This window comes from Algoriphagus machipongonensis, from assembly GCF_000166275.1.
Classification (GTDB): Bacteria; Bacteroidota; Bacteroidia; order Cytophagales; family Cyclobacteriaceae; genus Algoriphagus; species Algoriphagus machipongonensis.
On sequence record NZ_CM001023.1, the window covers coordinates 1170191 to 1187601 of the forward strand.

General features: G+C 39.5%; 19 protein-coding genes and 1 tRNA gene. 14 read left to right on the forward strand and 6 right to left on the reverse strand.

What is annotated here, in order from left to right:
* Positions 1–87: 87 nt before the first annotated feature.
* The 4 genes from ALPR1_RS05115 to ALPR1_RS05130 all read left to right on the forward strand — a co-directional run bounded on the left by ALPR1_RS05115 (position 88) and on the right by ALPR1_RS05130 (position 3704).
* Positions 88–1524 (forward strand): sodium:solute symporter family protein, encoded by a 1437-nt coding sequence (locus tag ALPR1_RS05115; RefSeq protein ID WP_008198936.1) that lies wholly within the window; start codon positions 88–90, stop codon positions 1522–1524.
* A complete protein-coding gene (locus tag ALPR1_RS05120; RefSeq protein WP_008198937.1) occupies positions 1521–1961 on the forward strand; it encodes a GNAT family N-acetyltransferase in 441 nt (146 codons plus the stop codon). Before ALPR1_RS05115 ends, ALPR1_RS05120 begins: the two co-directional genes overlap by 4 nt.
* A gap of 1 nt (position 1962) precedes the next feature.
* Positions 1963–3036 carry an alanine/ornithine racemase family PLP-dependent enzyme gene (locus ALPR1_RS05125; RefSeq protein ID WP_008198938.1) on the forward strand — a complete coding sequence of 358 codons (1074 nt, stop codon included), beginning with the start codon at positions 1963–1965 and terminating at the stop codon, positions 3034–3036.
* 77 nt (positions 3037–3113) lie between these two features.
* Entirely contained in the window at positions 3114–3704 is a 591-nt protein-coding gene (locus tag ALPR1_RS05130; RefSeq protein ID WP_008198939.1) for a porin family protein, read from the forward strand.
* A 187-nt stretch (positions 3705–3891) separates the two neighbouring features.
* On the opposite strand, the gene ALPR1_RS05135 is transcribed toward ALPR1_RS05130, so the two are convergent.
* From ALPR1_RS05135 to ALPR1_RS05145, 3 genes are all read right to left on the reverse strand, one after another.
* Entirely contained in the window at positions 3892–4941 is a 1050-nt protein-coding gene (locus tag ALPR1_RS05135) for an SO2930 family diheme c-type cytochrome (RefSeq protein WP_237701614.1), read from the reverse strand.
* 46 nt (positions 4942–4987) lie between these two features.
* Entirely contained in the window at positions 4988–6280 is a 1293-nt protein-coding gene (locus tag ALPR1_RS05140; protein WP_008198943.1) for a parallel beta-helix domain-containing protein, read from the reverse strand.
* 83 nt (positions 6281–6363) lie between these two features.
* On the reverse strand, positions 6364–6927 hold the full coding sequence (locus ALPR1_RS05145) for a Crp/Fnr family transcriptional regulator (protein ID WP_008198944.1): 564 nt from the start codon (positions 6925–6927) through the stop codon (positions 6364–6366).
* Positions 6928–7103: 176 nt separating this feature from the next.
* Between ALPR1_RS05145 and ALPR1_RS05150 the strand changes: the two genes are divergently transcribed.
* Both ALPR1_RS05150 and ALPR1_RS05155 read left to right on the forward strand, forming a co-directional pair.
* Positions 7104–7655, forward strand: coding sequence for a porin family protein (locus ALPR1_RS05150; RefSeq protein WP_008198945.1), 552 nt, complete (start codon positions 7104–7106; stop codon positions 7653–7655).
* Positions 7656–7787: 132 nt separating this feature from the next.
* The gene (locus ALPR1_RS05155) at positions 7788–8336 is read left to right on the forward strand and encodes a porin family protein (protein ID WP_008198946.1); all 549 of its coding nucleotides are present in this window, start codon (positions 7788–7790) and stop codon (positions 8334–8336) included.
* A gap of 45 nt (positions 8337–8381) precedes the next feature.
* Here ALPR1_RS05155 and ruvC read toward each other — a convergent pair whose 3' ends face one another.
* Positions 8382–8957 carry a crossover junction endodeoxyribonuclease RuvC gene (ruvC, locus tag ALPR1_RS05160; protein WP_008198947.1) on the reverse strand — a complete coding sequence of 192 codons (576 nt, stop codon included), beginning with the start codon at positions 8955–8957 and terminating at the stop codon, positions 8382–8384.
* A gap of 21 nt (positions 8958–8978) precedes the next feature.
* Here ruvC and ALPR1_RS05165 point away from each other — a divergent pair, with 21 nt between their 5' ends.
* From ALPR1_RS05165 to ALPR1_RS05200, 8 genes are all read left to right on the forward strand, one after another.
* Positions 8979–10106 (forward strand): glycosyltransferase family 2 protein, encoded by a 1128-nt coding sequence (locus ALPR1_RS05165; RefSeq protein ID WP_008198948.1) that lies wholly within the window; start codon positions 8979–8981, stop codon positions 10104–10106.
* A complete protein-coding gene (locus ALPR1_RS05170; RefSeq protein WP_008198949.1) occupies positions 10103–10354 on the forward strand; it encodes a hypothetical protein in 252 nt (83 codons plus the stop codon). The genes ALPR1_RS05165 and ALPR1_RS05170 overlap by 4 nt, the downstream gene beginning before the upstream one ends.
* A 3-nt stretch (positions 10355–10357) precedes the next feature.
* Complete coding sequence (locus ALPR1_RS05175) at positions 10358–11569, forward strand: PP2C family protein-serine/threonine phosphatase (protein WP_008198950.1); 1212 nt, start codon at positions 10358–10360, stop codon at positions 11567–11569.
* Positions 11570–11631: 62 nt separating this feature from the next.
* Positions 11632–12201: a polysaccharide deacetylase family protein gene (locus ALPR1_RS05180; RefSeq protein WP_237701615.1), complete on the forward strand. Its 570-nt coding sequence runs from the start codon at positions 11632–11634 to the stop codon at positions 12199–12201.
* A gap of 77 nt (positions 12202–12278) precedes the next feature.
* Positions 12279–13304, forward strand: a complete 1026-nt coding sequence (locus ALPR1_RS05185; RefSeq protein ID WP_161599218.1) for a glycosyltransferase family 2 protein — start codon at positions 12279–12281, stop codon at positions 13302–13304.
* Positions 13301–14077, forward strand: a complete 777-nt coding sequence (locus ALPR1_RS05190; protein WP_008198954.1) for a TatD family hydrolase — start codon at positions 13301–13303, stop codon at positions 14075–14077. The genes ALPR1_RS05185 and ALPR1_RS05190 overlap by 4 nt, the downstream gene beginning before the upstream one ends.
* A complete protein-coding gene (locus tag ALPR1_RS05195; RefSeq protein WP_008198955.1) occupies positions 14074–15141 on the forward strand; it encodes an asparaginase in 1068 nt (355 codons plus the stop codon). The genes ALPR1_RS05190 and ALPR1_RS05195 overlap by 4 nt, the downstream gene beginning before the upstream one ends.
* A 100-nt stretch (positions 15142–15241) precedes the next feature.
* Positions 15242–15328 (forward strand) — tRNA-Ser (locus tag ALPR1_RS05200).
* A gap of 336 nt (positions 15329–15664) precedes the next feature.
* Here ALPR1_RS05200 and ALPR1_RS05205 read toward each other — a convergent pair.
* Positions 15665–16891: a hypothetical protein gene (locus ALPR1_RS05205; protein ID WP_008198956.1), complete on the reverse strand. Its 1227-nt coding sequence runs from the start codon at positions 16889–16891 to the stop codon at positions 15665–15667.
* Entirely contained in the window at positions 16888–17382 is a 495-nt protein-coding gene (locus ALPR1_RS05210; RefSeq protein ID WP_153231768.1) for a TlpA family protein disulfide reductase, read from the reverse strand. Before ALPR1_RS05210 ends, ALPR1_RS05205 begins: the two co-directional genes overlap by 4 nt.
* Positions 17383–17411: the final 29 nt, after the last annotated feature.

Below are 17411 nucleotides of genomic sequence, written 5' to 3' on the forward strand. Positions count from 1 at the left end.
ATACTTAAAATTCGCTTAATTAAGCATTAAAGCATAACTTTGAAAAGTTATAATTTAGAATGAATTTATTACAAATAAAAAATAGGTATGAGTTGGATAGATCTGGGGATCTTTTTGGCCTACATGATAGCGATGCTGGGTGTAGGATTTTTTTATATGAAAAAGAACACAGGTCAGGAGGATTATTATGTTGGCGGAAGAAGCATAGGTAGCTGGCATATTGGGCTATCTGTTGTTGCTACAGATGTAGGTGGAGGATTTTCAATCGGATTAGGAGGCTTAGGTTTCGCCATGGGGATTTCAGGTTCCTGGATGCTTTTTACTGGACTTCTTGGAGCATGGTTGGCAGCCGTATTATTGATTCCAAGAGTAAAAGCAGATCCCGCTTTTGCCAAATTTTTTACTTTCCCCCAAATCATGGGGCATTTGTATAACTCCAATGCAGCAAGAGTTTCAGCCATCATTTGTTTCTTGGGCTATTTAGGATTTACCTCCTCCCAATTATTAGCTGGGGCTAAGCTTGCCTCTGGAACTTTCGAAGCTTTGGATCTAGATGTTGCCTTATTGATTATGGGTGGGATTGCCGTCATTTATACTGTATTGGGAGGTCTTAAAGCCGTGATCTATACAGATACTGTTCAATGGATCATTTTGATGCTAGGTTTGATGTTTATAGGAGTGCCCATGGCTTACAATTTTGTAGGTGGTTGGAGTGGTATTTCTGAAACTTTACCGGCTTCTTTCTTTTCATTTAGTAACTTAACATGGCAAGATTTAGCAAATTGGGGAATTACTATCATCCCAATTTGGTTTGTAGGTATGACTTTGTACCAAAGGATCTTTGCTGCAAGGGATGTCAAGTCAGCAAAGAAGGCATGGTTTATTGCCGGTCTCTTTGAATGGCCCATCATGGCATTTCTAGGAGTATCCTTAGGCTTACTTTCCAGGGTAGCCGTGGAACAAGGAGTTCTGGAAGGCTTTGATTTAGGAATGGATCCAGAAATGGGCCTTCCTGTATTGCTAAGCCAAATATTACCGGCGGGGATTTTAGGATTGATGATGTCAGCCTATTTTTCCGCAGTGTTGTCTACAGCGGATTCTTGCCTAATGGCAGCTTCTGGTAATATGACAACAGATTTATTGGGGAAGTTTTTGAAAGGAAAAACCCTCAAAGAAGAAATGAGAGTCAGCCAGGTCTTGACTTTGGTGATTGGAGGAGTAGCAATTTTGATTGCGATGCAAATGACGGAGGTTTTGAGCCTCATGCTTTATAGTTATGCATTTATGGTCTCTGGTCTATTAGTCCCTGTCATAGGCGGCTTGTTCTTTCATCAAAACAATGGGACTGCCGCGGTAGTTTCTATGATTGCCGGAGGAGCCGTCACTGCAGGCTTGACCATTTCTGAAATAGCATTGCCTTTTGGACTTGATGCCAATTTATTTGGTTTGACAGTCTCCTTGCTGGCTTTTGTGTCAGTTATAAAAATTCAAAAAGAAACTAGTTCTAAGTTAAAATCTATATGATCAAGCTCGAAACTTTATCCGCGATTGATTCCGCGACCTTCCTACAAAAAAATGAAATAGCAGATTTTCTTTTCCACCACCTGGGAAAGTATGGTGATCCAAAAGATGACATTATGAAATGCTTGGATTATGCCCTTGACCAAGGATTACATGGGGGAGGATATGTGGTGCTAGCTAGAGAAAAAGGCGAAATCGTGGGTGCATTAGTGATGAACAAGACGGGAATGTCTGGTTATATTCCGGAGAATATATTAGTTTATATTGCCGTTGATGAGAAACAACGTGGAAAAGGAATCGGAGGGAAAATCATGACTACAGCCATAAACATGGCAAGTGGTGCTGTGGCACTTCACGTAGAACCTGATAACCCTGCTAGGAAACTTTACGAAAGACTCGGTTTTACCAACAAATATCTCGAAATGAGATTGACCAAATAAAATGGCTTTACTGACTTTACACCGTACGAAACTCAAAGAGAATTTTGAGTTTTTGAAAGAACTTTTTGATTCACAAAAAATATCCTGGGGCGTTGTTTCCAAATTACTTTGTGGAAATAGAATGTATCTGCAGGAGTTGATAAACCTGGGAGTGCGGGAGATTCATGATTCTAGGATCAGCAATCTAGCCATGGTCAAAAAGATTAAACCATCTGTACAAACAGTCTATATCAAGCCCGTTTCCAAAAGAAATGTGGGTAAAATGGTGGAGTTTGCAGATGTCAGCTTAAACAGTGAGTTAAATACAATTCATTGGATTAGCGAAGAAGCTGTGCTTCAGAAAAAGAAGCACAAAATCATCATTATGGTGGAGACCGGTGACCTGAGAGAAGGAGTGATGGGGGAACAGTTAGTGGAATTTTATTCCCAAATTTTCCAGTTGCCAAATATTGAAGTCATCGGTTTAGGGACGAATCTCAACTGCCTGAATGGGGTAATGCCATCTACAGATAAATTGATTCAGCTTTCTCTCTACAAGCAAATCATTGAGCTTAAATTCAATAAAAAAATACCTTGGGTTTCTGCCGGTACTTCTGTGACTATACCCTTGATGTTGACTCATCAATTACCATTGGGAATTAATCATTTCCGTGTTGGTGAAACCTTGTATTTTGGCTTGGACCTTTTTGAAGAGAAGTTGATAGAGGGAATGCAAGGAGATGTTTTTGTGCTTCACACAGAAATTGTGGAAATGCAAGAGAAACCTATGTTACCCGTTGGTAATCTGGCAAATAACCCACAAGGAGAGACAGCTGAAATAGATACAGAGTTGTATGGGCAAAGTTCTTTCCGGGCTATTTTGGACATAGGTTTATTAGATGTGGATCCAAAATATTTGATTCCAAAAGATCAGGGAATTGAGATTTTGGGAGCTAGCTCTGATATGATCATTATCAATCTTGGGAAGAATCTTCAAAATTATAAAGTGGGAGATTCTCTAACTTTTGATCTGAAATATATGGGGGCCCTTGGACTACTGAATTCTGATTACGTGGATAAGAAAGTAATCAGCTAAAAATTAATCAAAACCACTTTTCTAGGATTTTTTGGCATTGACTTAGTTTCAATTGAGGGGAAACCAAAATTGAAAACATGAAAAAGCTATTGCTAATTATCGCCCTAGGATTCATTGGAATTTCAGCATCTCAAGCACAATCAGAAAAATTAGGAGGATTTGGAGTCCGAGGTGGAGCCAGCCTTTTCAACTTCGGAGGTAGTGATGTTTCTGAAAATGATTATACCAATCGTGTAGGATTCCATGTAGGTGGATATACGATGCTGTTTATGACAGAACGTCTTTCTTTGGAACCGGGATTATATTATTCTGTCAAAGGAACTCAAAACGATGACTTTGCAGACAGTAGAGCGATTTTGAATTACTTGGATATTCCAGTGCTTTTCAGAATGTACCCTTCAGAAGGGATCAACATCTTTGCTGGACCACAGATTTCTTTCTTAATGAATTCGAAGTTTGAAGGAGATTTCTTTGGAAACACTATTTCCTATGATTCTGATGCCATCAAAGAGACCGACTTAGGTCTTGTACTGGGTGTTGGTTATAATTTACCAAAAGGATTTAACGTACAAGCGTCTTACGATTACGGCTTTACTCCGATTTTCAAGGACAGTGATGCGGATGTGTATAACAGAGGATTTAAATTATCTGCTGGATATACTTTCTAAATTTAAGCAAAAAACAAAAACACCTCTGAGATAAAGCAGAGGTGTTTTTTTTATGTAGGAGTGCCAATAAAAATCACTCTGAACGCCTGACTGATATAAGTAAGAAGTCGAAGCGTTCTTGACATTTCTCGGATTGACACACTTTCCGAACCTTTAGTTAAACTCTCGATTTTTGTAAACTCGAGTTCTAATTCATACTATTAATCCAGTCTTTGATTAGTTGCACGCCTTCTATGTGCACTGTAGTTCTTCCAAGTTCTGGCATCGCAATACCCACTTCGGTGGAATTCATACGGTGAGTAATGATCGATTCATCTGCCTTTCCTGGGACAATGTCATAATCAAAACTTCCAGCTCCATTTCCAGCAGCAACAGGAGTTTTCATAACCCCTAATTTCATCTGATCCTCTTGATCAAAAGTTAAAAATAGTCCAGAAGTACTTGCAGGTCCCTCGGCGCTGTGACAATGAGAGCAATTGACATCAAGGTAAGCCATCGCCCTCTTAGACAAGGCTTGTGATTCATCCTGATAATTGATCATTGATGGGTAAGTTTCTTTACCTTCAAATCCCTCTAGAATTCCGGACTCTTGCCAATGCGCCAATTGATTTAATGTAGTGTCTTGATAGTTTAAATCATGATTCAAATGCTTGATTTGAGCCCCTATTGGAGCTAAAACCTCTGATTTATTGTGGCAGGTCTTGCATTGATTTTTGTTTGGGATCAGGTAATTGATCACTTGATCTTCTCCCTTTAAATCAGTGAACTTCACCGTTTTTTCTCCACCCACTACTTTCAATACTGCTTCCGTCTGTTCCTCATTCCAAATGTATGGAAAGGCCTCCCAGCCATTTTCCTCTAGAATCAACAACCGGGTTTCTATAATCCTTTGCTTACTCGTCTGGTCTCGAAGATCCTCAGTAAAGTAAAAATTCTTGATTAAAATAGTCCCTATTGGGTATTGGAGTTCTCCTTCAGAGATTCCAGCTTTCTGACCAGAAGGGATCTTGATAAAGCGTTTTTTGAGCGCATAGTCAGTAAATAAAGAGGATGCAGGCTCATAAGGGATTACTTCTTCCCTTGGATTTAAGTTGGCAAGCTCCCCTTGGAAGAATTGATAGGTGGAAAGTTTTTTGTAGGGCAAATTTCCATCTGCAATTTCTTCAGGTAATGGTTCAGATTTCTGGGTTGCATCCTGAACAGATGAGTTGTTACAACCAGCAAGTTGTATTGCCAAGATGAAGGGGATTGCTCTGAAAATATAACTTTGGATACTCATCTTTTTAAAGGGAAGCCAAACTTGAAACATCTGTTGAAACGCTCACCTGACAGTTTTGAAAGAGTTCGTAATCTTTGAAAGCCTGAATGTTCTCATCTCCATCCATCAAGTAAAAACGAGTAAAATGCATATTCTCTATTCCTTCTTCTTGAATACAAATCTTCATTGGATTCGTCTCTATCTTTTCGCTGATGGAAGTGTCCCAAATACCATCATAAACAATGTCTTGGGTTTTTCCTTTGCCATGGGCATTATAGACTGATATCAATTGACCTAGTTCTCTGGATAAATCAGGTATTTTCAGTGTTCTTTCGTAGTGATTTCCATGAATGTATACATCTCTGCTGTATGGTGACCAGTTAGGTGCCTCTGATGGGAAACCGGTAATTTGGTAGCTCGCAATTGCAACACCAGTCGTTTTATTACCTACGATGTTGTTATTGAAAATCTCTACTTCTTTTGCTGCGAGTAGCACAATTCCAGATCCTGGAGGGATCATCGTAACCGTATTTCCATTAGGTCCTTCGCCTAATGGAGTGGCAAAGTTTTCATGATTGTTTTCGATGATTTCGTTATCATATATCTTAGTTCCACGTCCGTCGGCTTTTGGTAAGCCAGGTAGATTAAAAACTAGAATTCCTCCCGAATTATCTCTAGCGACGTTATTGAATACTTCCGCATTGTCACAATTTTCAATTTCTATACCTGCCACATTTCCGAAAGCAAGCGAGTTTTTTACAATGATGTTCTCAGATTGACCTACGTAAATGCCAGCGTCTTTGGAATGAGAAGCGATGCAATTGTCTATCACTACATTTTTGCATTGAACAGGGTAAATGGCATATGTTCCGTTTTTGGATTTATCTCCATTTGTCCAGGTTACATTTATTTCCCTGAAAGTTATCCCATCCGTATGCTGCGCTTTTACACCATCACCGGGAGCATCTTCAATACTGAATTTCTCAAGTAAAATATTGTTCCCTACAATTTTAACTCCCTCTCCGCCGCTATTAAGGCCTCTAAAGGATAGCACAGATTCCTCCATTCCTGAGCCAATGATTTTGATGTTTTTCTTATTGTCAAGAATCAATTGTGTCTTTAGCTCATAGAAGAGAGGTGCTATGGTAATGGTACCTCCATCCTCAACCATAATAAAGTCTTCAACCAATTTGTCTACTTGCTCTTGGCTTGCTCGAGGAAGCTTTGAGGAGTCAAATGATTGCTCGTTAGAACTACTTGAGCAGCTAGCTAAGCAAAACAAAAAAAGAACTGAGAAAAAGAGATTTATCCTGACCATGGCTTGATTGGGTTTTATTCAAAACTATGAACCTCAAAGATTGCCGGTCTTCAGAAAAAATACTATTGATAAAAATCAACAAATCAGATTTTTGCGCGGATCCGGCTTAGTGTTTCTATACTCATATCCAGATAAGAGGCTATATGCCCAACAGATGCTTTCTGTATCACTTTAGGTCTATACTCCATCAGTTCAAGGTAGCGTTCTCGAGCTGATTTAAATTTTGAAAATATCTGTTGCTCCTCTAAAACAATGTAATATTCTTCCAGAATCATCCGGTAAGCCCTTTCTGTTTCAGGATGATTTTCAAACATATTTAACAAGGTGTCATGCGAAATTCTATAGGCAATGCTCTTTTCAAGAGTTTCTATATTTTCATAAGAAGGTTTCCGGGTAATGAAAGAATGCATGGCTGTAACGAACTCTCCATCTAGAGTAAAAGAAACAGTGATGTCACGATTTTCTCGGGTGTAATAACTACGGGCAGATCCTGTCAAAAAATAATAAAGGTACTCACTGACCTTCCCTTTTTGTTCCAGTAATTCCCCCTTTTCAAATTTCACCTCTTCCAGATTACTCAAAAAACCGGCCTTAGCGTTGTCGCTTAGAAAGGGGAATTTGTCAAATATTCCAAGAAAATTTTCCATAGTATCTTACTAAATAAAGTTGCTAAAAATCATTTTTTTCAAAAAGCTTCTGTTAGATTCAAAGATTGATTGAAAAAATATAGCTTACTGATATACTTTTACGAACAATTGATTTTAAACCTCAATTTAACAATCGAAAGCAAGTCTTTTATAGAATAGCGTTAAAATAAAGGCAGATGAAGTATTTTTTACCCCTAATTATATTCTCAATCCTTTCTTTAGAGAGTTTTGGACAAGCTGGTATTAGAGCAGGGATGAGTTCGGGAAACTTTACCAATTCTAATTACAAAGCCATGCTCGGGATACACGGGGGAGTTTATTATCGGGCTGAGTTAGGCTTTATTTCCATCGAACCTGGGGTTCAGTTTGCTCAGAGAGGATCGAAGAGAAACGATGGGCAAACAGGTAAAGTCATCACGGAGAGGCTCAATTACGTGGATGCACCACTGCTTTTCAGAATCAATTTTCTTCCAGAAGTTCATTTATTTGTCGGGCCACAGGCTTCATTTTTGATTTCTAGGAAATATGAATTTGAAGGAGATGTGGATACCAATTCAGAAGCTTTCCCAAAAACAGAATTTGGAGGAGTAGGGGGAATAGGCGTTAGTTTTCCTTATGGCGTTAATTTCCAAGTCAGTTTTGATATCGCTAAAACAGATTTGGGAGACTATTATCCAGATAAAAGAAATAAGGTGCTGAAGCTTTCTTTGGCATTTGACTTGTATTGATATCAGCCTAATAGCTAATTATTCCCTGTTTGTGTATTAAAATATTTAATCTTTTAGGTTTAAATTCGCATTAAATAGGTTCTTTTTAGAAAAAGGCATTATAAATCAAACCAAATAAATTTAACAGGACACATGAAAAAGTTGTTGTTTTTAATCTTTTCGATTGGGCTAATCTCTACGGCCCAAGCCCAATTTGGAGTGAGAGCTGGGTATAACTCATCGAATTTCTCTGATACTAATTTTGATAGCAAGCATGGTTTTCATGTGGGAGCATATTATAAAATTGATGCTCCAGTGGTTGCCATTGAACCTGGGATTCAGTTTACTCAAAAAGGATATACAGGAATGGACGCTGCAAGTGGTGATGATATCACAGAAAAAGTGAATTACATAGACGTTCCAGTTCTAGTTAGAGTGAATATTTTGCCTATTGTCAATGTCTTTGCAGGTCCTCAAGCCTCGGTTTTGATCTCTAGAGATTATGAATTAGGAAATACCTCAGATTCAAGTACAGAAGTGATCAAAGGATATGATATTGGCGCTGTATTAGGTCTTGGAGTGAATTTACCTTTAGGACTTAACTTGCAGGCTAGTTACGATTTGGGATTGTCAGACCTGAATTATTTTGATACAGATGTGAAAAACAGAGTGTTTAAACTGTCACTAGGTTTAGACCTTTAAATAAAAATTTTACCACAATGTGAAAGCCTGGCGAAAGTCAGGTTTTTATTTTTTCACTCTGTCTGGATTGTCTTCAATGAATGATTTCCAGCCCTTACTTCTTCCTCTTGTCTGTACACGGCCTTCATGAAAATGATGACATAAGGCTACAGCCAAAGCATCGGTTGCATCCAGCATTTTGGGGAGCTCTTTCAAATCAAATAAAGTTTGTAGCATGGCTGCTACCTGTTCTTTGGAAGCATTCCCATTTCCAGTCACAGATTGCTTGACCTTCTTAGGGGAATATTCGGTGATCGGTATTTCTCTGGCTAAAGCAGCTGCCATGGCTACTCCCTGCGCTCTTCCTAATTTGAGCATGGATTGTACGTTTACTCCGTAGAAAGGTGCTTCCAAAGCAACCGAATCGGGTAAGAATTCCTCAATTATTCCAGAAATTCTCTCAAAAATCTTCTTCAATTTCAGTTCGTGAGTCCCATATTTTTTCAAATGGATCACACCATATTGAAGCAGCTCGTATTTTTTGCCTTCAGTCTTGATCAAACCATAGCCCATCACATTGGTACCAGGGTCTATGCCTAAAATTATTTTTTCCTTCGTGGGATTTTTCACTTCTTTACTCACCTTCGCAAGTTAGCCCAAAAGATGCTAAAATTTTACCTGATAGGAATTCTCTGTTACTGCCTGCTACTTTGGTTGATGGCTAGGACTTGGCCTAAAGCGGTAAAAAGTCTTGAACTCCCAAAGTCAAAAATTCCTATCAGTTTAGTAATTGCTTGTCGCAATGAAGCTCTTAGAGTTCCCTCCCTAGTGTCGCAAATAAGAAATCTGGACTATCCCTATTTAGAAGTGATATTGGTAGATGATCATAGTGAAGATCAAACTTTTGATCTCCTAACTGCTGAATTAGAAGGGGAAGAGCATGTGAAAATTCTCAGAGGGGTGGGAGTTGGTAAGAAAACTGCCATTTCTCAAGCGGTTTCTATTGCTTCCGGAGAATTGATTCTCTGTACTGATGCTGATTGTAACTGGCCTCAGGATTGGTTAGAAACCTTAATGGCTCCCTTTAGTGATCCTAAAATTCAGCTGGTTGCCGGTCCAGTTCTCTGTGAAGAAAATGAGCAATTCCTGTCTAAATTTCAAAAAATAGACTGGTTGAGCATATTGATGGTCAGCAATTTTGCGATACAAAAAGAGAGGCCAATCATGTGCAGTGCGGCGAATATGATGTATAGAAAAACTGCTTTTGAAAAGGTAAATGGTTATTCTGGAAATGAAAAATATTGGTCTGGAGACGATGAGTTTTTGCTTAAAAAGATGGTTTCACATTTTGGCCCTGAGGCAATTCAATACCTGCCGTTTCAGCAGTCTTTGGTGAAAACCCAAGCAGAGTCAAATTGGAGCTCATTGTTTAACCAACGAATTCGATGGGCAGGAAAATGGAAAGCGCATGAGTCAAGCTTTCATATTTTGTCTGCTTTCCTACCGTTTTTGATGCAGTTATTCTGGATATCCTCTTTTGTATTGCTGACTTTAGATTGGGAAGGGGGCATGATATTTCTTGCGGTCTGGGGAATTAAAATTGTGGGAGAAGCACTAGCTTTCGGAAGGATTACAAGAAGTCTGAATACTCCCTTATCTTTGAGTAACCTAATCTTGACTTCATTTATTCATCCATTTTATGTGCTTGGAATTGGGATTGGGTTGATTCGAGGGAAGTACAGTTGGAAAGGCAGAAAGAATCTCGCATTATCAAAGATTGAAAAAACATGACAGACCGGGAATTTGATTTGATGGATGAATTGTACTTTGTGCAACCCTTTCAATACTTACAAGAGACATTGGGTTGGGAGGAAAAGGTAATTCTAGAGTCACTAGAAAGCTTGTACAAGCGGGGCTTGATAAAATGCCTGAAAAGTCCGGATGAGGAATGCTTTTATCAGGTGAACATCCAGGAGGAAGGCAGTAAATTATATTTTCTAGCGACTAAAAAGGGGCTTATGGCTCATAACACGATTTAATCATTGGATACAGAAACTTTTAAATATCAACGTAAAGAGTTAGAGCTAAAGGCTTTATTGGAAATCACTCAGGCGATTAATGAGAATCAGTCTGAGGTAGTTTTGAGCAATATTTTCAAGTTTACCTGTTTGGTGCATTTGAATATTAAAGCATTGGTCTTATATCTGGCGAAGGATGGGGCTTTTGAGAAAATGATTTCTCATGGAGTCAAAGCAAAAGTGCCTCAGCTAATTCCTCTTGATGATATTCAAGATGAAAAATCCTCCGGACAGCTTCGAATAGAGCTTGCTGATGAATTCTCTTTTAGGGAATTAGAGACCTACCTTCCAGTTTATCACAAAGATAAGATGCTGGCTATTTTGTTTTTGAAAAGGAAAGATCTCGACCAAAGTTTAGATTTAGATTTCACAGAGGCATTGACCAATATTTTGGTTGTTGCTTTGGAGAATAAACGCTTTGCAAGAAAGCAATTACAACAAGAGGTTTTAAATAGAGAGATTGCGATTGCTAGCCAGGTGCAGCAGATGCTGTTTCCGGCAGAACTGCCAGATACCGAGGATTTAAAAGCTAAAGTCACCTATTTCCCACACAGCATGGTGGGTGGAGATTATTATGATTTAATCCAACGAACAGAAGATGAGGTGTTTTTCTGTATCGCGGATGTGTCAGGAAAAGGGTTTTCTGCAGCCTTATTGATGTCAAATTTTCAAGCCACCTTACGAACCCTGCTTCGAAGTGATGCTGATTTGAAAATGATAGTCAATCAACTGAATTTTACACTTTTTGAAAACACAAAAGGAGAGCGATTTATCACTTTCTTTCTGGGGTATTATAATTTCAAAACCAAGAAGCTCCATTATGTAAATGCAGGCCACAATCCTCCGATTCTATGTTTCGATGAGAAAAAGGAAAGTGAGCAACTGGATGCAGGAACCACTATTTTGGGGGCATTTGAGGAGCTTCCTTTTATTGAAGTGGGAGTCCGGGAAAACTTAAATCAATTCACCATTCACTTGTATACTGATGGATTGACTGAAGCGCTCAATAAGGAGGAAGAGGAATATGGGGAAGAAAGATTAGAGAAGTTTGTGGACGAGCATCTATGTGTAGATCCAGATGATTTTCATCGTGAATTCTTTAAAGAAATGAGAGCGTTTTCTGAAGATATTCCGCTGAGAGACGATTTGACTTTGCTGAGCATTAGCGTTCGATAGCCATGGTTTTTCATACCGTTCCAAAGCCCGTACAGAAACTTTTTCCAAATCGGATTTGGGATATGGAAAGCAATTCAAATGAGGTGTTTCTCACCTTTGACGATGGTCCTGTGCCTGGAATCACAGATTTTGTTTTGAATGAGCTTGCCAAAAGAGAAATGAAAGCAAGTTTCTTTATGGTAGGGGATAATATCAAAAAGCATCCGGAATTGGCTACTGAGGTTTTGAAAGCTGGGCATCAGATAGGGAACCATACCTTTCATCATTTCAATGGTTGGAAGACAGGTAAAGAGGCTTATCTGAAAGACATTCAAGACTGTGATCGTATCATTCAGGAAGTACTCCAGACTCAAACGCATCTGTTTCGCCCTCCCTATGGGTTAATCGGCCCATCACAAGCTTCAAAAGTAGCGGAGTCAAAAAAAATTATCATGTGGAGTGTTTTGAGTGGGGATTATGATTTGAGTCTCCAGACCCATACGATATTGGAAGAGACCGTGAAAAATACGAGGGCTGGATCAGTGGTATTATTTCACGACCAGGAAAAAACGCGGCATAATTTACCAGAAATTTTACCGGCGTATTTAGACTTTATTCAAGAAAAGGGGTGGAGGACAGCGATACTACCATAATCTTTTTTGCAATCATTCTGGCAGGATTACTCCCTGTTCAGTATGTGATATTGCTCTTACGGGCAAAGCTTTTTTGGGTGAATTTTTCATCTGCTACACCCAAGGTATTGCCAAAAGTTTCTGTGTTAATATCTTCTAGAAATGAAGAGAAAACCTTGCCTTCACTACTGGCATCCCTTGAAAAGCTTCAGTACCCCCAAGAGAAAATAGAATTCCTCCTGGCCGATGATGAAAGTACGGATCAGACTAATATGATCTTAGAAAAATGGTGTGCCCAAGAGGGTAATCGTCAGCTTTTTGTTTTGGATACTCAAACTGTCAGAAAAGCTCATTTAAATGGAAAAGCTAATGCTTTGGCATGGATGGGAGAAAAGGCTCAAGGGGATTATTTGTTTTTTACTGATTCGGATTGCCAAGTAAACCCTAATTGGATTTTAGAAGGTGTCCAAAGCATGGGCAAAAACACGGGGGTTCTCAATGGAGTCACAGAGGTGGTACCCCAATCCTTATTGGGAGAATTTCAAAAATTGGATTGGTGGAACACCCTAGGAATCATCAAGATTGTGTCGGATTGGGGTGGACACACCACTGGACTAGGCAACAATATGGTTATTTCCAGAGAGGCATATTTGACTTCGGGAGGTTTTCCCGGCATTCCACCAACTTTAACAGAGGATTTGGAAATCGCCAGATTAATAAAGGATTCGGGCTATGAGGTGCATCAGCAAGTAAGTCCTAATATGCTTGTTTTTACCAAAGAGGAGAATTCCTGGAAGGGCCTTTTGAGTCAACGTACGCGATGGATGAAAGGTGTATTGACTTTGCCTTTGGGATGGAAACTAGCCTTGGGTACCCATCTCTTATTTTTCATTGCAATTACCTACTTATTTGTTCAGAATATTGCCTTTGGGCTTTCCATTTGGGTAGTAAAGATTCTTCTACAATCCTTGTTTTTAATTCAAGTTTCCAAGAGAGCCGGAAGGAGACTTTTCTGGGCTTGGCTACTTTTATATGATTTTTATTATTTGCTTGCAAGCACACTTACTATTCTTTATTATTTTTGGCCTTCCAAAATCACGTGGAAATCGAGACAATACCCATGAACCTAATAGAAACACATGCCCATATTTACTCTAAGAAATTTGATGCTGACAGGGATCAGGTGATAGAGGATATCCGAAATGCTGGAATCGAACGTGTCTATATGCCCAATGTGGATGTGGAAACGATAGATGCCATGCTGGAGTGTGAGCAAAAGTACCCTGATTTGTGTATTCCGATGATGGGATTACACCCATGTGATGTGAAGGAGGATTTTCATGAGCAACTCCGCGTGATGGAAGACTGGTTAAATAAGCGTCCATTTGCTGCAGTTGGAGAGATTGGCTTGGATCTTTATTGGGATAAAACTTTTTTCGAACAACAAAAGGAAGCATTGAAAATTCAGATTTCCTGGGCAAAGAAAATGGAACTTCCTATTGTTTTGCATTGTAGAGAATCGATGGATGAAACCATTGAAATTATCAAAGAGGAACAGGATGGAAACTTAAAAGGCATTTTCCACTGTTTCACCGGATCAGTAAGTCAGGCAAATGAAATTATAGACCTTGGATTCCTGTTAGGAATTGGAGGAGTTGCTACCTTTAAAAATGGAGGTTTAGATAAAGTAATTCCAGAGATTGGTTTAGAGAGTCTAGTTTTGGAAACAGATGCGCCCTATTTGGCGCCTGTTCCCAATAGAGGGAAAAGAAACTCACCGGCTTACTTGCCACTTATCGCAGAGAAAATCGGAGATTACCTGTCGATTTCGAAGGAAGAGGTGGCGAAAAAAACGAAATTGAATGCATTGAACTTATTCAGGGAGCTTGAGCAATGAATTATAAGATAGTAAGATTAAATACAGGGCTTCGCACAAGCAAAACCTCATCGGTATTGATTATTTATACGGGAGGAACTTTAGGGATGGCATATGATGATTCAGGTTCTCTTGTCCCGTTTAATTTTGGTCAGATTCTGGAGAAAATACCTATTCTCTCGAATATGAATATTGCGATTACCGTGATTTCATTTCCCGAACCTATTGATTCATCCAATGTGTCCATGAGTCACTGGAAGGACATGGCTTATATCGTCTATGAAAACTATGATAGCTACGATGGATTTGTGGTATTGCATGGTACGGATACGATGGCATATTCTGCATCCATGATGAGTTATATGCTACAGGGATTGAATAAGCCGGTGATCTTTACGGGAGCACAGCTGCCCATTTCTGCTATGCGTTCAGATGCAAGGGAAAATTTGATGACCTCTTTAGAGATCGCTACTGCAAAAATTAATGGTAAGCCGATTGTTCCTGAAGTATGTATTTTCTTTAATCATATGCTTTTGCGTGGAAATAGATCCAAAAAAGTACAGTCAGTCCATTTTGATGCATTTGAGTCAGAGAACTTCCCTCCTCTGGCTGAGGCAGGAATTGTCATTGATTACAATACCGCTGCTATTCGACCTTATCAGCCACAAGAGGAGTTGGTTTATATCAACAAGCTTGACAATCGTGTGATGGTTCTTAAGCTTTTCCCAGGCATTACAGCGGATATTATGGATGCCTGCTTTGCGATAAAAGGGCTTCGAGGAGTTGTTTTGGAGACCTATGGATCAGGAAACTCTCCCAGTGAGGGTTGGTTTATGGAGTCTTTGGCCAAAGCTGTGAAGAAAGGATTAATCATTTTGAATGTTTCTCAATGTAATGGGGGTCGAGTGATCCAGGGGAGGTATGAAACCAGTAAAGAGCTGCTTAATGTGGGAGTGATCAGTGGAACAGATATGACCACAGAAGCTGCCGTAACAAAACTGATCTTTTTGCTGGGTCAACATCAATCTACAGAAGAAGTCAAAAAGAAATTGGTCGTGCCTATGGCCGGTGAAATGACAGCCTAAAAGTTAAAATCAGGATTTTTTCAAGTAAGTCTTGGAAACGGATTTAATAATATTTTTCTTTGCACTCCGATTTGCAAAGGCAAGTCTAGATTAATCCTACAGAGAGGTGTCCGAGTGGTTGAAGGAGCACGCCTGGAAAGCGTGTATACCCGTGAGGGTATCGAGGGTTCGAATCCCTTCCTCTCTGCAAAACAAGCCTTTTCGCCTAGCGAAAGGGCTTTTTGCTTTTTAGCCGTCAAGCTTGCTTGAGTGGCTAATGAGCAAAAAGACCAAAACGAATGAAGTGAGTAGGCTTGGGTTGCAGCCCACCTCCCCTTTGGGAAAGGCGAAGCCAATCCCTTCCTCTCTGCAAAACAAGCCTTTTCGCCTAGCGAAAGGGCTTTTTGCTTCTTAGCCCAAGAAGTAAAGTTCACTGTAGGGAGATTCGCGAGAGGTCGTGCGGCATGGCTCTCTTATTTCAATTTGTCAAACTTAGGAGTTGGGATTCTGAGAGAATAGATCTTTTTATGTATCAAACCCTTTATTAAAAAGCCGTTTTTGCTAGACTAGCAGTCTTCACCTGATTTTGATCTCCAATAACTTCCGTCCAGGCAAAGTAGATGTTCTCTTTAAAAATTTCCATTTGAGGGAAGCCGCTCTTGCGGGCAGGATCTATTGGAGTGATCTGAATAGGATTGCCCATTCCTCCATCGGTAACTTTTGCAGCTTTAAAATAAGTTTCCTCTCCTTCAGTTTCCATCCAGGTTAGGATTGCTGAGTGATCATCCAAAAGTGCTACATCCACTCTTCCTAATGCATCTGAGCCACTGACTTGGATTGGCGCGCTAAAAGATTCCCCAGCGTTTCTTGAAAAGGCTACCTTTACTTTGGGTTCATTATTTACTCCGGTAAACCAGGCTACAACCACAGTTTTACCTTTTGCATCTACTTTGGGACCGTTTACTGGACATCCATTGATTTCCCAGCCGTCTGAATGAACCGGTTTAGGTGTGGCCCAATGGCCATCAACTAATCGTGTGATATAAATGTCCCGAACTTCTGAATCAGATCGATCTCGATATACCACGATAGGTCCATTCTCGGTGATGGCAGTGGTAGTTTGACAGCAATCGCAGGTCCTGGAATCTAACTCAACTTCATCGGTAATGCTTCCATCCAAATGAACTGTAGCTGCTCGAATCGACATAGCGCCTCCTCCATGTTCATCATGATCATGCCCTTCCGACATTCCAGTGTTTCTTCCGTCTAGCCAAGTGATAAAAAAGGAATCGGTACTATAAGGTACAGCAGAGACAAACCCATGTTCGGTGAAAGTAGAATCGGTATGTAGAGGTAGATTTATTTTCCAGCTTGAATCATTATTCTTTAATAGGTTCAGCTTCACATCATATGAATACGTTCCTCTGGATGATTTTTGAAGAAAATGAGTCATCAAGTGACCCTTGTTTTCAGTAATGGATGGAAAATCTGCCCAGTTGATAAACCAATCAGAACCTTGGGTAATTTTCTTGGGTACTTGCCATTGATTATCTGTCAATTGAGAATATCGCAACTCAGTAGTAGAGTCATTAAGTTTTTTTACCCAAGAAATCACCGGCCCATCTGATCCTGTAAAAAGATAGGGAAGAGAAGTTTGCTCGGTATCAGGGAATGGGATTGCTTTTAAAGAAGCATCTTCTTTTTTCGACTCAGCGCATGAAAATAAAACAGCAAGGATAAATCCTAGGTGAAATGACTTATGTAACTTCATTTGGGAAGATTTAATATTTCCTGAATCTCTTCTTCTGAACCCCAATTTATTCTGCCTGTTTTGGAAAAAGTTTTTTCACCTTTTTCATTGAATACAAATGTGGTGGGGAGGGCATAAATTTTCAGGTTTGTGAGCGCTTCTTTATATCGAAAGGATTCAAGGTCAATTTTCTTTTTCTCCAGAAAATCGTTGATTTCTTCTGTAGTCTCTTCTGATACTAAGAGTACCCTGAAATTATTTTGCTCTAAGGTTAACTCTGCTTTTTCCAAAGCTGGAAGTTCCTCGATACAAGGTTTACACCAGGTAGCCCAAAAATGCACCACTAGTTTTTGATCTTCAGAATCGGACAACTTAAATGCATTGCCTTCCATATCCTCCAGTTTATCCTTCAGCATCCTGAATTCTGAACTCTTGATATTTTCAGAAGAGGATTTTTGGCAAGCTGATAAAATGAAGCTTAATAAAAACAAGAAGAATAAAGATCGGAGCAAATTACTGTTGTTTAAAGTAGAGAATTGAA

Bases quoted from the DNA above. Each gene is read 5' to 3' on its own strand.
- ALPR1_RS05170 (WP_008198949.1), top strand. From the start codon at position 10,103: ATGACAGACCGGGAATTTGATTTGATGGATGAATTGTACTTTGTGCAA.
- ALPR1_RS05145 (WP_008198944.1), bottom strand. From the start codon at position 6,927: ATGGAAAATTTTCTTGGAATATTTGACAAATTCCCCTTTCTAAGCGAC.
- ALPR1_RS05190 (WP_008198954.1), top strand. From the start codon at position 13,301: ATGAACCTAATAGAAACACATGCCCATATTTACTCTAAGAAATTTGAT.
- ALPR1_RS05120 (WP_008198937.1), top strand. From the start codon at position 1,521: ATGATCAAGCTCGAAACTTTATCCGCGATTGATTCCGCGACCTTCCTA.
- ALPR1_RS05195 (WP_008198955.1), top strand. From the start codon at position 14,074: ATGAATTATAAGATAGTAAGATTAAATACAGGGCTTCGCACAAGCAAA.
- ALPR1_RS05130 (WP_008198939.1), top strand. From the start codon at position 3,114: ATGAAAAAGCTATTGCTAATTATCGCCCTAGGATTCATTGGAATTTCA.
- ALPR1_RS05150 (WP_008198945.1), top strand. From the start codon at position 7,104: ATGAAGTATTTTTTACCCCTAATTATATTCTCAATCCTTTCTTTAGAG.
- ALPR1_RS05155 (WP_008198946.1), top strand. From the start codon at position 7,788: ATGAAAAAGTTGTTGTTTTTAATCTTTTCGATTGGGCTAATCTCTACG.
- ALPR1_RS05115 (WP_008198936.1), top strand. From the start codon at position 88: ATGAGTTGGATAGATCTGGGGATCTTTTTGGCCTACATGATAGCGATG.
- ALPR1_RS05180 (WP_237701615.1), top strand. From the start codon at position 11,632: ATGGAAAGCAATTCAAATGAGGTGTTTCTCACCTTTGACGATGGTCCT.
- ALPR1_RS05205 (WP_008198956.1), bottom strand. From the start codon at position 16,891: ATGAAGTTACATAAGTCATTTCACCTAGGATTTATCCTTGCTGTTTTA.
- ALPR1_RS05165 (WP_008198948.1), top strand. From the start codon at position 8,979: ATGCTAAAATTTTACCTGATAGGAATTCTCTGTTACTGCCTGCTACTT.
- ALPR1_RS05140 (WP_008198943.1), bottom strand. From the start codon at position 6,280: ATGGTCAGGATAAATCTCTTTTTCTCAGTTCTTTTTTTGTTTTGCTTA.
- ALPR1_RS05125 (WP_008198938.1), top strand. From the start codon at position 1,963: ATGGCTTTACTGACTTTACACCGTACGAAACTCAAAGAGAATTTTGAG.